Below are 15871 nucleotides of genomic sequence, written 5' to 3'. Positions count from 1 at the left end.
TTATTCTATAATGTATAGAAATTAGGGGAGCTTTAAAAGGCTGAGAGTAAGTTTTATTTATTAAGTTTTATAGATGAACTTAGACCCTTATAACCTGTTGGATAATGCCAGTGTAGGGAAATATTTTGTACTCAATTCATTTTTGCACATCTAAAAATAATCCAATAAAGTTTTCCTAATAATTTTTATTTTTAAGGATTAATATATGACACAAGAGGAAATATCTAAAGCAATTACTGATATGAAAGCGAAAAGTCCATTAGTTCATAACATTACCAATTATGTTGTTATGCAGATTACTGCTAATGCCTTGCTTGCAGTAGGTGCTTCTCCAGTTATGACATTTGAAAAAGAAGAGTTTGAAGATATGCTTTCTATTGCTTCATCACTTGTTATTAATATCGGAACATTAACTTCTATTTCTATTGAGGCTATGCATAGTGCATGCAAAATAGCAAATAAAAAAAATGTTCCTTTTGTGCTTGATCCTGTGGGTGCTGGGGCAACAAAATTAAGAACTAAAACTTCTATAGATATAATGAAAAATTACAGTCCTCAAGTAATAAGAGGAAATGCCTCTGAGATAATGGTGCTTGCTGGTGAGAGTATCAAAACTAAAGGAGTAGACAGCACTGCTAATGTTAATATGGCACTGGAGGCTGGTAAACATTTAGCCAAAGAATATAATACTGTTGTAAGCATAAGCGGAGAAACTGATATTGTAACAGACGGAAATAGAGTATTATATGTAAGCGGAGGATCTCCTTTGATGTCATTAAATACTGGTATGGGCTGTACTTCTACGGCAATTACTGCTGCTATGCTTGCGGTATCTGAACCTTTAATTGCTGCATCTTCTGCTATGTGTATAATGGCTGAGGCTGGAGATATGGCTTCAAAAAAGGCTAACGCTCCTGCTAGTTTCGCTGTTTCATTCATTGATGAGCTTTATAAACTTAATATAAATAACGCTTCTTTAAGGGTAAGAGAATAATATCTAAATTAATTGATTTTTTTATTATTGGGAGTTAGTAATAAACAATGGGCTTTAATATTAAAGTCCATTGTTTAAACATATACTTTTTTATTTTAGGTACTGACTATTATTATATTCTTCTAAATCTATGATGGCTTTTAATATCATTTCTTTATCAGCTTTATATGTACTTATATTTAACTCATCAAGGGCAAGTGTACCATCTAATGCTGTATTAAAATCTTCATCTTCTAAGCTAAAATTATTTATGCCTATATCTTTTAAGCATGTAGGAAGAGACATAAATTTATTAAACTTAAAAATATCCTCTCTGGCATCGTATTGTTTGTCTATAGTAAGAAGCAGTAATATACCATATGATACTAATTCGCCATGCAGCACTTTTTCTCCTATTCTTTTTAATTTTATTAATCTGTTGTGTAAAGACATATGATAATTATCTTTTATCATTATAGATGTTAATCCTACTGTGTATATTATATGAAGTATAACTCTGTTTAGAGCATCTGTTACTTTTTTATTCCTGAAATCATCTGCCGCTTCTGAATAATATTTCAATATATCATTAGAGCAATTTTTTATAACTTCTATACCTAAAAAATTTTTATAATTTAAATTTTCATCTCTTGTGTATAATAATGCTTTATATTGTTTAGAAAGTGCATCTGATATACCAGCTATAAAATAATTTTCAGGAGAGTTTAATATAACTTCAGTATTTATAAATGTATGTAAAGGCGGTCTTTTCAAATTGAACATTTCCCTGAAACTTCCGTCATTATAATATATAACAGATGAACAAGTTACAGCAGCACAGTTTGAAGCTAATGTTGGAAATGTAAATATAGGCTTATTCATCATATCTGCTAAAACTTTTGATGTGTCTAATGCTCTTCCGCCTCCTACAGCAAATATCATATCCGCTTCCATTACAGCTTTTTTTTCTTTAAGGAAATCAACATTTTCAAAAGTAGAATTACCTCCGTAGTGAAGCATTCCAGTTATGTTTATATCTTTTATATTATGCAGTATAAGTTCTATTGATGCCTGAAGAGATTTTTTTCCAGATATTATAACGGCTTTGTTTCCATAATTTGAACATATATCATATATATATTTATAAGCGTCTTTTCCTATACTAAAATTAGGTAAAAATAAATTTTCTGTACTCATTTTTCAATCCTTGTAATTAATATTATTATTTAAATTTTAAGTAAGTTGTTTTTAATTTATTAAATTATTTTTTATTTATATAATGTATGTATTTCTATATCATATATATTGAAATTAATAATCATATTTCTCTCCTTATAAAAAATTTTTTGTTTAAAACAAATTTAGTCTACGCTTATATCCGCTATAAACTAAACAATTTTTATCCTGGCTTAAAAGATAGGAACCAAGCAGTCTGTAATATTAATTTTTTGTTATGACTTTTAGATTATTAGTGCTTTTATTTGATGTTATAGTCTATTCTCTTAACTATAACATCAATTTGTTTTTCATTAAAAATTATTTTAATATAGCACCAGTATTAGCAGACTGAACAAGTTTTCTATATCTTCCAAGCCAGCCTCTAATTTCTTCTAAAGGTTTAATAGCAATCTCTTTTCTTCTTTTTTCCATTTCTTCATCAGAGATTTCTAAATTGATTTTATGATTAGGAATGTCTATACTAATGATGTCATTTTCTTTTATAAAGGCTATTTCACCACCGCTTGCAGCCTCTGGAGAAACGTGTCCTATAGAAGCACCTCTTGAAGCACCAGAAAATCTTCCATCAGTAATTAAAGCAACATCTTTATCTAGTTTCATACCAGCAAGAGCAGAAGTAGGGTTAAGCATTTCACGCATACCAGGTCCGCCTTTAGGTCCTTCATATCTTATAACTACAACATCGCCTTTATTTATTTTACCTGCATATATTGCTGATATTGCCTCTTCTTCACTGTCAAATACTCTAGCAGGTCCTTTATGTACAAGCATCTCATCGGCAACAGCAGAACGTTTAACAACGCATCCGTCTTTAGCTATATTACCCCAAAGTACAGCAATTCCGCCTGTTTTACTGTAAGGGTTTTCTATATTTCTTAAAACATTATTATTTTTATTAACAGCATCTTTTATATTTTCAGCTATTGTTTTACCAGTAGCAGTAAGAAGGGAAGTATTTATAAATCCCCCCTTGTCAAGCTCTTTCATAACAGCAGGTATTCCGCCAGCTTTGTATAAATCTTCTATATAATTATGTCCTGCAGGAGCTAAATGGCATAGGTTAGGAGTGCGGTCGCTTACTTCATTGATAGTTTTTAAATCTATTGGAATACCAGCCTCATTAGCTATAGCAAGTAAGTGAAGAACACTGTTTGTAGAGCAGCCTAATGCCATGTCAACAGCAAGAGCGTTTTTGAATGATTCTGGAGTTATTATATCCAATGGTTTTATATTTCTTTTTAATAATTCCATAACCTGTATTCCAGCTTTTTTAGCAAGCAAAGTTCTAGCAGAATATACAGCAGGTATTGTTCCATTACCTGGTAAAGCTATACCTAAAGCCTCAGAAAGACAGTTCATACTATTTGCAGTATACATACCAGCACAAGAACCGCAGCTTGGACATGTATTTTGTGCGTATTCTTCTAATTCTTTATCATTTATAAGATTAGCCTTTTTTGCTCCTACTGCCTCAAATATATTTGATAAACTTATTTTCTCATCGCCATGATCCCCCGGAAGCATAGCTCCTCCGCTTATTACTATACCAGGTATATTCATTCTTAAAAGTCCCATTATCATACCAGGAACTATTTTATCGCAGTTAGGTACTAGTACAACTCCGTCTAAACCATGTGCTATAACCATACTTTCAACAGAATCAGCTATTAACTCTCTTGAAGGAAGAGAATATTTCATTCCCAAATGTCCCATAGCTATACCGTCGCATACACCTATTGAAGGTATAAGTATAGGAGTACCTCCTCCTATTAAAACTCCAGCTTTAACAGCCTGCGAGAGTTTATCAAGATGTATATGTCCGGGTACAATTTCACTGTATGCAGAAATAATTCCAATCAGAGGTCTTTTTAATTCTTCATCTGTATAACCCATAGAATAGAACAATGATCTATTTGGTGCTCTTTCATCACCTTTTAATACTCTGTCGCTTCTTAAAGAACTATTTTCTCTGAAACTCATAATTATTTCTCCATTTAATAAAATTGTTATTTATTGTAAAATTGTAATGCGTACATTCTATTAGCAGAATGATAAAAAATCAAGAGTTTTTTTGTATTTTTTCTTATTATAAAATAAATATGATTTTTTATTAAACAAATATTATTATTTATTAAATAAATTTGATTTGTTATAAATTTTTATTGACTTTTTTATTTCTCTGTGATAATATCTTTCTACTAATTTACATTGTTATATTAGGTTATATTAGTAAAATTCTTTTTTAATAAATTAAATTTGTAATCAAGCAGTATGGGCAGGATAATCATGTTTAAAAAAGTTGGTCTACAATTTCAAATTACTATTTCAATATTAATTCCAATTATATTAATTATAATTTTAGCAAACGGATTTATAACAATATACAGCGGGAATATAAGTAAAAGGCTGTCATATAAAATATTAGAAGAGACTTCTTTAAAAGAGGCAAATAGTATAAAAGATACAATAAATAATCATTTATATAATGTAATGGGGCTTAAAGTTAATATAGAAAACATCTATAACAGAGGAATAAGAGAAAGAGAAACTTATAAACAATTAACTTCAGTATTTTTCAATAGCCTTCCTGATGATATAAATGGTCTTTCAATAGCTTTTGAACCTAATGCTTTAGATAATGATGCAGATTATACAAATTCAGAATATAGAACTGCTAACGGCAGATTTAATTATTATATATCAAGAAATGGAGAAGCATATTTATCAATAGATACTTTTAATGCGGATTATTACACAGAACCTAAAAGAACTGGAGATATATATGTATCTGGAGTTTATAATTCTACAGTTAATGTTGGAACAGTACTTTTTACATTATGCATACCTATCAAACCAAATAATAAATTTATAGGTGTTATTTATGTTGATATATTCGTGGATTCTGTTACTTCTTTGCTTAAAGATATTGCACCTTTTGAAGGTACTTTAATAATGCTTTATGACCAGAACGGATCTTTAGTATATGATACACTTAGTAAAAATGATATTTCAAAAAACATTTATGAAGTATATCCTCATTACAAACAATATAATATATTTGAAAATATACAGGCTGGAAAGTTTTCAATAATAGAAGCATATGGTGAAAGCGGAAAAAAACATTTTACTTATGCTTTTACACCTATAGAAATATCAAAAGGGGTATATTGGGGATTAGAATTAGCAGCCCCTAAAGATATAATATTGAAAGACAGTATCATTATGAGAAATTTTCTTATTATCATATTAGCACTGATTGTTATTATATTTGCTGTATTCATACCATTTATTATCAAGAAAAAAGTGTCTGATATTATTAATTCTTTGGCTAGAGATATTTTAGATATGTCTAATGGAGATTTGACCGTGTCTATGCCTAAAGGCTTTGATAAAAGAAAAGATGAATGGGGTGATATAGCAAGAGGCTGGGATAAATCTATGAACAATTTTAACAAAATTATTCATACTGTAAAAAGCTCAGCCGAACAAGTTTCTACAGCAGCAAATCAAGTTTTAATGGGAAATAATGATTTATCTGAAAGAACAGAGTCTCAGGCTTCAAGTTTGGAAGAGACTGCAGCTTCTATGAATGAGATGGCTAGTGCTATTAAAGAGTCTGCAGAAAATGTTGCATCAAGCACTGCTATGGTATCAGAGGCTAAAGATCATTTGAATAAGGCAGGTGAAATAGTAGAGGACAGTGTAAGCAAAATGGATGATGTTTATGAGGCAAGCAATAAGATTATGGATATTACCAAACTTATAGAAAATATTGCTTTTCAAACTAATATACTAGCATTAAATGCTTCTGTAGAGGCAGCACGTGCAGGAGAGCAGGGAAGAGGTTTTGCTGTAGTGGCAAGCGAGGTAAGAAACTTAGCACAGAATACTCAGGAATCAGTAAAAAATATTACTTCATTAATCAATGACAGTAATGAAAAAATTAATTTAGCTGCTAAAAGTGTTAAAGAATCTAAGGATATATTTATGGAAATATCTGAAAAGATGGATAATGCCTCTTCTTTGATGGACAGAATAAATACAGCAGCTCAGGAACAGGAAAGAGGCATAGAACAAATAAATATAGCTATTAATAATATGGATGCAGCCTTACAGAAGAATGCTTCTTTAGTTACTGAAGCTACTTCCGCATCAGAGTCATTATTAAATGAGGCTAATGAGCTTATTAAAGCAATAGAATATTTTAGATTAAAAAATAATTAAGAAGTATATATGGATTAATTTAGCATGATAGTAGTATCATACTAAATTAAAAATATTTTATATTATTATAATTTTTTCTCGTATAGAGCCTCTATTTTATCTTTATATGCTTCTGTAACATTGGCTCTTTTTATTTTTAGAGACTGTGTAAGAAGTCCGTTTTCAATGGTAAACTCTTCATCAGTTATAATAATTTTTGCTATAGCTTCATAAGGTCTGAAACCATTTTTATAATTGATAAGTCTGTCTAATTCTTCTCTTATAAGTTTATAAACTTCTTTTGAAGAGGCAAGATTTTTTTCATCGTAGGCAATCTTTTCTTTATCAAAATGGTATTTAATATTTTCTTTATTGATAACTACTATTGCACCAGTAGATGCTTTATCCTGACCTACAAGCATTATCTGTGATATATAGCTTGATTCCATAGCCTTATTTTCTATAGGCTGAGGCTCTACATTTTCACCAGTAAGAAGAACAATAGTTTCTTTAGCCCTTCCTGTTAAAACTATTTCTCCTTCCTGAGTATATGTTCCCAAGTCTCCAGAATTAAAGAAATCATCTATTTTTGCCTGTGCGGTTAATTCGGGGTCTTTATAATATTCTTTAAATATATTCGGTCCTTTAATCCAGCAAACTCCCATAACTCCATCTTTACATGGATTACCGTCTTTATCTCTAATTTCAATTCTCACTTCTGGAATAGGAGCTCCGCATGTTCCTCTGTAATTTTTGTACGGAGATCTTAATGTAACTACTGGAGAAGTTTCTGTTATTCCCCAGCCGACTACTAGATTTATACCCACTGCCTCAACAAAATCCTCAATATACATAGGTAATGCACCGCCTCCTGATATTGTAAGACGTATCTTTCCCCCTGTTAATTCCATTATTTTACTGTATACCATTTTTTTAGCCATTTTATGAAATAGAGGATCAAACATTCCTATGCTATATTCTGCTTTTTTATCTTCTCTTTTTTCATCTCCAATAAGATAAACTAAATCATTTTGATATCTTACACTTCTTATATAGCTTATAGATCTTTTTATTATAAACTTAATAAACTTCTTTAGAAATACATTTTTTCTGTCTATATTTTTCATCACAGTATTATATATATTAACCCATATGGCAGGTACTGAAATAAATATATCTGGTTTTTCTTCTGTAAAATCATTTTTTAAATATCTTTTATTTGTTATAGCGGTAAAACAGCCTATTATAGCAGTTACATATGATATTGTTCTTTCATATATATGCCATATAGGAAGAATAGTTAAAAGTTTTTCTCCTGCTTTTAATTTTATTATATCTGGGAGAACTCTCACATTATGAAGTATATTTCCATGAGTGAGTATTACACCTTTAGGTTTTCCAGTTGTGCCAGAAGTATATATTATAGTTGCTGTGCTTTGATTTGTTAATTTGGCTGCTTTTTTTATGGCGAACTCTTCATCGCCTTTTAAATGTTCCTCTCCAAGTTCTTCAAATTTATCAAAAGCATATATATTATTTTCAGGGTCATGCATAGAACTGTCAAGCAAAACTATTAATGATAAATCTCTATGATGTTTTTTTATTTTTTCAAATACATATTTATTTTCTACAAGTACGGCTTCAGCTTCGCTGTGTTCTATTATATAGTTTAACTCATCAGAAGTGGAATCTATACCTCTAGGTACATCGGCAGAACCTAATGCCAATAGTGCCATATCGCATACAAACCATTCTATTCTGTTTTCAGAAAATATAGCTACATGTTTTTGTGCTAATCCTTTTACTTCAAATGCTTTGGCTATTGCATTTACTTTATCATAGAGTTTTTTATATGTAATTGTAACTTTTTCATCATTATTATTTCTATATCTATATGCAGGACTTTGCGGCATATTCTGTACTGTTTCAAAAAAAGCACTAGGTATAGATGTATAATTTCTCATAAAATCTCCTAATTAATTATAACTATTTTGTATATAAAATGAGTAGTGAATTATAACTATAATACATATTGAAAATATTACAAGTACTTTACAATGTATTTTATCATATTTTCACTGTATGATGATACCGTGAAATTATGTATTGATGACTTAGATAATTTTATGAATTTTTCTTTTATTTCTTTATCTTTATATGATAGTAGCATAGCTTTATAAATTTCTTCTATATTTTCTGTATTACAGCTTATAGAATAGTCCTTAACAGCCTCATAAACTCCAGACTTATTTGATATTATTGATATGCAGGAGCAGTATAATGCCTCCATAACCGTAAGTCCAAATGGTTCATTTACAGCAGGCATTACAAGAGCATAGCTTTTATTTAATAATTCTTTTTTTTCCTCTTCTGATACAAAACCTTTAAATATTATATTCTTTTCTAAATTAATTTTTTTTACAAAGTTTTTTAAATATTTTTCATGCCTTCCTTTTCCAGCTATAATAAATTTTAAATCTTTATTATCAATATTTTCTAATAATATTTTAAAAGCGGATAATGCATTTTCTATATTTTTTGGTTTTTCTATCCTTCCTATATATAAAAAATGTTCGCTTTCTTTTATAGGAAGAAAATCAATATTTGATGTAATGCACGGATATATAACTTCAGCTTCTCTATTATAAACTCTTTTAATACCTTCTTTTGTTCTTATACTGTTTGATATTATATAATCTATTTTGCTTACCCCAAGTCTGTCTAAATGCATAGTGTATCTTGCTATTATATCCAAAGTTTTTTGAAGTCTTTTATAGCTTTCATCATCATATCCATAAAGTCTTACACTTGGCTCATGGCAGTACCAAAAACTCTTAGGTAATTTTATATTATTTTTTTTAGCATAATTGTATGCAAGTCCAAAAAATATCGTAGCTGGGAAATTATGTATTAAAACTGCATCGTAGTTTTTTAATTCATTAGCTAAAAATTTAGATGTTTTATTAAATATAAAAGGGTTTAATGTAATATCTGTTTTTATTTGATTTATATAATCTGGGGCATTATCTTTTAATCCATAAGTATAAATTACTGTTTCTATACCAATGCTATGCCAATATTCAGCACTTGATAATATTACATTTTCAGCTCCGCCATTATATCCGAATGTAGGGTGGAGTACAGCTATTTTTTTTATATTGTAATTGTTCATACTTTAATAATAATTTATTTTTTATAATCTTACAAGTAGAATTTATTGTTGATTTTTTTTATATTAATCATATTATGTATTTGCATACACGTATAATGTTATATATTAAGGAGTGAAAATGAAAAACATATTTATTTTAATGATTATTATTTTTTCTATTATTATATCATGTAATAACGCTAATTCAAAGAAGGAAAATGATATGAACAATTTTACAATGTATACGAATGAAGATAAAAGCATAATAGTTGAACAAAAAAATATTACTTACAATATTGATTATAAACCTAATGTTGTTTATGCTAGTAAAGACAATACAGATTTAACACTTCAGATATTAGTTCCAAGACTTCTGGAAGTTGACGCTAATGCAAGATATCCATTGATAGTTTATATACAAGGCTCGGCATGGAGAAAGCAGAATGTATATAGAAATTTAATTGCACTTGGAGATTTTGCTAGAAGAGGCTATGTCGTAGCAATAGTAGAATACAGACCAAGCGATGATGCAGTTTTTCCAGCACAAATTGAAGACACTAGAGATGCTATTAATTTTATGATAAATAATGCTGATAAATATAATGCAGATACCAATAATATATTTGTTTGGGGCGATTCTTCAGGAGCACATACTGCATTATTTACAGCAATACCTTTAAGCGAAAATGACAATACAATACCTAATATTAATGCAATAATATCATATTATCCTCCTACAGATTTGCTTGAGATGAGAAATGATCCTTTAGGCTCAACTACTGGAGATGCTGATAGCCCAGAAGGCATTTTGATTGGCAGAAAAAATGTTTATGATTTTCCAGAAGAAGCTAAAAGAATAAGTCCTTATTATGAGATTTCAAAAGCGGATAATTTACCTCCTATATTTTTGGCACATGGAATGGCTGATTCTCTAGTACCTTTTAATCAGAGTAAGATTTTAGCTGATAAACTAAAAGAAGAAAACAGAGTATATGAGTTTTATGCACTTAAAGATGCTGACCATGGAGATTGGCAGTTCTGGACTAAAGACATATTTGACTTAGTTGAGAAGTTTATAAACAAATATAAAAAATAATTTTTTATTAATGTTTTAACTATACTGTAATTATAAAATATTTTTGCAGTATAGTTTTTTTCATCATATATCATTGACAAATTAATATAAATAAAATATAATGTTATCTATTATGAATATCAAAACTCAAAACTCAAAACTCAAAACTCAAAACTCAAAACTCAAAACTCAAAACTCAAAACTCAAAACTCAAAACTCAAAACTCAAAACTCAAAACTCAAAACTCAAAACTCAAAACTCAAAACTCAATAATATATTATAAAATATATTCTATTTTTTATAATAAAAAATCTCTATTGTCATTGCAAGATTTTATTTTAATAAAGATTTTATTAAACAATCAATTTCTGCTTTCAATTAATTATTTGATTATAAAAAATAAATTAATATTTTTTTCAGTTTACTTTGAAAATAAAAAATAATAACTTTTTTAAGCAAATATATAATTTGATGAATATTCCTTTGATACAAATATTTTAAATATTTTTCATAATTATAAGATTAAAGGAGTTTTTATGTATTTAGCACCTGTAGGCTTAGTAGTTTATAATAGAATAGAACATACAAAAAGAGTTATTGAAGCTTTAAAGAAAAATACTTTGGCTTCAGATACTGATTTATATATATTTTCAGATGCACCTAGTAAAAAAAGAAGATGAAGCATCTGTTTATGAGCTTAGAGAATATTTAAAAACTATAAAATATGGTTTTAAAAATGTTTATATATATGAAGCTCAAAAAAATTTAGGTATAAAATATTCTACTGTTAATGCTGTAAACACAATATTTGAAAATCATGAATATTTTATAGGTTTGGAAGATGATATTGAAACAAATAAATATTTTCTTGAGTTTATGAATAATGCTTTGAATTATTATAAAGATGATGAATATGTTATGGCTATAACAGCATTCTCACATAAAAATGCTACTAAAAATCATAAACATGATGTTATATTTACATACGCTTTTCATAGCTGGGGTTGGGGTACTTGGAAGAGTAAATGGAATAATATAAATTGGAATACATGCGATACTTCTTGGTATAATAAAAGTATTAAGCATAAAATATTAGGAGGAGTTTTTTCTTGGTTTCATTTACTTGCTATAAAGAAATCTGTTAAGGATAATTTTTATGTTCAAAATAATTTATGGGATATTTATTATTCATTTACAATGTATAAAAATAAAAAGTTATGTGTTTGGCCTTCAAAAAAATCTTTTACAAATAATTTTGGTTTTGATGGCACGGGCTATCATAAATTTAATTTTCATCATGGCTACTTTGAAAAAAATTTAGATGATGATAATATGAATATAGAGTTTTCATCTGATAAAAAAATGAATTTCTTTGAGTATCTAATCATATCAATAAAGATTGGTATATTTAGCTGGGCTAATGGCTTTATAAGTATGTTTTTTAGTAAATTTTTTAAAAGATAAAAAATATTATAACTTAAATCTTTGACCACTTTTCTACTTTTATAACCCAAGCATTAGTTTGATTGGCAGCTTCAAGTCCTACTTCGCTGTCTTCAAATATAATGCTTTCTTTTTCTTTTACATTGAAATACTCAATGCATTTAAAAAATATTTCTGGGTGAGGCTTTTTATTTTGTATATCATTTCCTGTTAGTACTAAATCAAATAATTTTTCAAGATTGAATTCTTTTAATATAGCATAAACTCCTTTTGGAGAAGAAGTTGTTGCTAATGCTGTATATTTAGATTTTTTTTTACTGTCAATTAATATTTCCAAAATCAGAGGGTGGATATTAACCATATTCAAATTTTGTAAGTATATATCTTCTTTTCTATTATGTATTTTTTCTATGAGTTCATTATTTTTATTATTATCATCTGTAAGTTTATTGTTTAATTTTAATATATTATTTGTGAATGTTTTATAATGTAAGCCAAAACATTTATTGTAGTAATAATCTTTGTCTAATTCTATACCGTATTCTTTAAAGGTGTTGCTGTATGAGTAGTAATGTAAATTGGCACTATCTATTAAAGTACCGTCCATATCAAATATCAATAATTTCATATTGTCATAGCTTATCATTTTTATTCCTAATTTTTGTTTATATCATTTAAATTAATTATACCATATAAACATAAAATAAAGAATTCCAATTTATAATAAAAATGCTATAATAAGTTCTACATCCATACTAAAAAGTATTGAGTATTAAGAGAGAAACATATATATGAAAAATACCAAATTAAGAATTGAAAAAATTATTAGTCTGCTTTCAGAAGGTCTTTATGAAAGAGAAGAAATAGTTGCATTAACATTTTTAAGTGCTGTAGCAGGAAAGCCAGTATTTTTATATGGTCCTCCTGGTACAGCTAAAAGTTTTATAGCAAAAAGAGTATCATCAGCTTTTAAAGAATCGAAATACTTCGGATATTTGATGCAAAGGTTCAGCACTCCAGAGGATATATTCGGACCTATTAGCCTAGAAGAGTTAAAAAATGACAGATATATTAGAAAGATAGAAGGATATCTTCCAGACTGTGATTTTGCATTTTTAGATGAGATTTGGAAAAGTACTCCTGCAATACTTAATACGCTTCTAACTATAATAAATGAAAGAGTTTTTAAAAACGGATATAAAGAGATAAAAGTACCATTAAAGGCATTGATTTCTGCAAGCAATGAAACACCGCCAGAAGGTCAGGGGCTTGAAGCATTGTATGACAGATTTATCATGCGTTTGATGGTAAGACCTATGAAAAATAAGGATAATTTTGAAAAGATACTTCAAAATACTCAAATTAATTCATATATACAAATTGATGAAGAGATTAAAATATCATCAGATGAATGGGTAAAAATAAGAGAAGAAGTTAATAATATAAAACTCTCAAAAATAGTTATTGATATAATTCACAGAATTAAACTTTCTATAGAAAAATTTAATGAAGATAACAGAGATATTTCTATATATGTATCGGACAGAAGATGGCAGCATATATCATACTTGTTGAAAACAGCAGCGTACTTAAATGATAAATATGAAGCAGATATTTACGAGGCTTTTTTAATAGAGAATTGTTTATGGAGTTTGGAAGAGCATATTGAAGTTGTAGAAAGTATAGTTGAAAAAGCTGTGAGAGAGTCATATAGTTTTAATAATGAGCATATTAATGAATGGAGAGATAGTTTTAAGAGAGTTCAGCAAAATATAGATAATGAGTTTTATGAATTAGAAAAAACTTATGATATAGAAAATATTGATGATAAACCGTATATTGCAAAGACATTAAATATCAATATGGATGAATATGGTAATAAAGGTGAGACTATAATATATATACCAATAAAGCAGTTAGGCAAAAAAGGTTATTTTTATCCTTTAGATTTATCAAGAAATCAGACAAAAAAATTCAGATGCAGTTTTAATGGTACAGATAAATGCATTGTAGAAATAAATTCTGCTACTTCAGTAAATGGTTTTGTATCAAATAAATTATCAAAAAATTATGAGTTTTTAGAAGAGTTTGAACCAGACTTTTATATGAAAAAATCGGATATAAAAAACAGGAAAAAGAAAAAAATCTTCATATATCAAACTTCTTAATTCATTAATATCAAGTATTGAAAATATAATTATAAACTTAAAGAATGATTATAATGCAAATAGAAAAAATACTAAAAGCATATTTATTTCAGAAGAAAAATTTAATATTTTTGATGATATATTTAATTCTTATATAGATAATCTTGAAAGCGAAAAATTAGACGCTCAAAGGATAAAAAGCGAAATAGAAAGTCATGAAACAATTTAATAATGATTCATATAGAAATGAAATAAAAAAAACAGAAAGTATGGCAAGAGGAGTTTTTTACGGCTCTTTTGAAAATATTAATGAAAAAAGACTTGAAGAAGAACTTGAAATAAAAATAACAAAATGGAAAAAAGATTTAAATACTTTTACTAATGAAAATAATCCTTATGATGAAAACAAAACGGAATTAGAAATATCATTAAAAAAATTAAAAGCTTAAAAAATAAAAATATAAAAACTACAAAAGAAGATATTATAAATGATTTAAATAGCTTTAGTGTTATATCAGATGATAGCAGTATAGATTTTTGGAAAGATAAAATACATAATTCTGATAATTTAAACATTATAAAAAATAATATTTTATCTTCATGGCAGAAAACTTATAATAAAAAAAATAATGAATGGCTTGTTCATACAGTTAAAGAAAGAAGGGATAAATTTATTTCAGATATAGAATCTTGGATTAGTTTGATTAAAAAATTAAGATACATGTCAAATATATTAAGGATTAAAACAGGAGTATTATGGGATTTTAGGGTAGGGGAGCTTGAAGAAAATGATATATCTTTATTAAAGAGATGGGTTGAGTTTATTAATGAATATAAAAAAGAAATAGAAACTATATGCGACAGTATTGGAAAGAGAGTTGATATTGAAAAGGCTTTAAAAAATATAGAGTTTAAAAATACTTATAGTTATACCAATAAAAAGATAAGTTCTAAAGAGGAGATAGTAGGTATATATTTTGCTAAAGATATAGAAAATGTAGTTCCAGAAGAGCTTTCACTTTTATGCGATGAAGATAGTGAAAAATTATTTAAGCTTAAATATATAGAAAATAGGCTTATGTGTTTTGATAAGAGTGCGTATGTATTTAATGAAAATGATTTTGACATTGTTAAAGCAGGATATAAAGAAGGCAAAGGCGATATGATTATATGCATAGATACGAGCGGCTCTATGAAAGGAACTAGCGAATACATTGCCAAAGCTATAATGTTCAAAATGGTAATGCAGGCTTTATCAGAAAATAGAAATGCATATCTTATAAACTTCAGCACAGAAATATATACTTGCAGATTTACTAAAAATAATGGTATTGAAGATTTGCTAAAGTTTTTAAAACTAAGTTATTATGGCGGCTCTGATATATACAAAGCACTTTATGAGGCAAACAGAGTAATGAATACGTCTTCTTTCAAAAATGCTGATGTATTGGTATTATCCGATTTTATTATGGAGGATATGCCAGACAATTTAGTTAAAATATGTTCAAAGCAAAGAAATAATGGAAACAAGTATTTTGCTGTATCTATTGGTAAGTTTCCATTTGGCTATTCTTATAAAAAAGTATTTAATAGGCATTGGATATTTGATATTGACAGCGGCATAAAAGAGATTTATTAAT

General features: G+C 27.8%; 12 protein-coding genes, 1 pseudogene and 1 riboswitch. Of the genes and pseudogenes, 8 read left to right on the top strand and 5 right to left on the bottom strand.

The features are described from left to right. The first annotated feature begins 13 nt into the window (after positions 1-13). Positions 14-136: riboswitch (TPP riboswitch) on the top strand. 69 nt (positions 137-205) lie between these two features. Then, a complete protein-coding gene (thiM, locus tag KQ44_RS04000; RefSeq protein WP_096736332.1) occupies positions 206-994 on the top strand; it encodes a hydroxyethylthiazole kinase in 789 nt (262 codons plus the stop codon). A gap of 90 nt (positions 995-1084) precedes the next feature. On the opposite strand, the gene KQ44_RS03995 is transcribed toward thiM, so the two are convergent. After that, positions 1085-2170 (bottom strand): iron-containing alcohol dehydrogenase family protein, encoded by a 1086-nt coding sequence (locus tag KQ44_RS03995; RefSeq protein ID WP_096736331.1) that lies wholly within the window; start codon positions 2168-2170, stop codon positions 1085-1087. Positions 2171-2509: 339 nt separating this feature from the next. After that, positions 2510-4192 carry a dihydroxy-acid dehydratase gene (ilvD, locus tag KQ44_RS03990; RefSeq protein ID WP_096736330.1) on the bottom strand — a complete coding sequence of 561 codons (1683 nt, stop codon included), beginning with the start codon at positions 4190-4192 and terminating at the stop codon, positions 2510-2512. A gap of 306 nt (positions 4193-4498) precedes the next feature. Here ilvD and KQ44_RS03985 point away from each other — a divergent pair, with 306 nt between their 5' ends. After that, entirely contained in the window at positions 4499-6436 is a 1938-nt protein-coding gene (locus tag KQ44_RS03985; protein WP_096736329.1) for a methyl-accepting chemotaxis protein, read from the top strand. A 65-nt stretch (positions 6437-6501) separates the two neighbouring features. Here KQ44_RS03985 and KQ44_RS03980 read toward each other — a convergent pair whose 3' ends face one another. Continuing rightward, complete coding sequence (locus KQ44_RS03980) at positions 6502-8379, bottom strand: AMP-binding protein (protein ID WP_096736328.1); 1878 nt, start codon at positions 8377-8379, stop codon at positions 6502-6504. A gap of 77 nt (positions 8380-8456) precedes the next feature. Then, positions 8457-9587 carry a glycosyltransferase family 4 protein gene (locus tag KQ44_RS03975; RefSeq protein ID WP_096736327.1) on the bottom strand — a complete coding sequence of 377 codons (1131 nt, stop codon included), beginning with the start codon at positions 9585-9587 and terminating at the stop codon, positions 8457-8459. Between the two features lie 118 nt (positions 9588-9705). Here KQ44_RS03975 and KQ44_RS03970 point away from each other — a divergent pair, with 118 nt between their 5' ends. The 4 genes from KQ44_RS03970 (at position 9706) to KQ44_RS03960 (ending at position 12105) form a co-directional block, all read left to right on the top strand. Continuing rightward, positions 9706-10662 carry an alpha/beta hydrolase gene (locus tag KQ44_RS03970; RefSeq protein ID WP_096736326.1) on the top strand — a complete coding sequence of 319 codons (957 nt, stop codon included), beginning with the start codon at positions 9706-9708 and terminating at the stop codon, positions 10660-10662. A gap of 112 nt (positions 10663-10774) precedes the next feature. Further along, the gene (locus KQ44_RS03965) at positions 10775-10924 is read left to right on the top strand and encodes a hypothetical protein (RefSeq protein WP_168171252.1); all 150 of its coding nucleotides are present in this window, start codon (positions 10775-10777) and stop codon (positions 10922-10924) included. 253 nt (positions 10925-11177) lie between these two features. Further along, complete coding sequence (locus KQ44_RS14790) at positions 11178-11321, top strand: hypothetical protein (protein ID WP_240516468.1); 144 nt, start codon at positions 11178-11180, stop codon at positions 11319-11321. Next, the gene (locus KQ44_RS03960) at positions 11296-12105 is read left to right on the top strand and encodes a hypothetical protein (RefSeq protein ID WP_240516467.1); all 810 of its coding nucleotides are present in this window, start codon (positions 11296-11298) and stop codon (positions 12103-12105) included. The genes KQ44_RS14790 and KQ44_RS03960 overlap by 26 nt, the downstream gene beginning before the upstream one ends. 13 nt (positions 12106-12118) lie before the next feature. Here the strand turns inward: KQ44_RS03960 and KQ44_RS03955 are convergent, their stop codons facing one another. Next, positions 12119-12730 carry an HAD-IA family hydrolase gene (locus KQ44_RS03955; RefSeq protein ID WP_096736325.1) on the bottom strand — a complete coding sequence of 204 codons (612 nt, stop codon included), beginning with the start codon at positions 12728-12730 and terminating at the stop codon, positions 12119-12121. A 145-nt stretch (positions 12731-12875) separates the two neighbouring features. Here KQ44_RS03955 and KQ44_RS03950 point away from each other — a divergent pair, with 145 nt between their 5' ends. Continuing rightward, positions 12876-14252: an AAA family ATPase gene (locus KQ44_RS03950; RefSeq protein WP_240516466.1), complete on the top strand. Its 1377-nt coding sequence runs from the start codon at positions 12876-12878 to the stop codon at positions 14250-14252. 194 nt (positions 14253-14446) lie between these two features. Beyond that, a pseudogene (locus KQ44_RS15550) lies at positions 14447-15870 on the top strand (VWA domain-containing protein). Position 15871 lies beyond the last annotated feature (1 nt).

This window comes from Brachyspira sp. G79 (genome assembly GCF_002379365.1).
In the GTDB taxonomy this organism is placed as follows: Bacteria; Spirochaetota; Brachyspiria; order Brachyspirales; family Brachyspiraceae; genus Brachyspira.
This window is presented reverse-complemented; position numbering and strand designations above follow the sequence as displayed.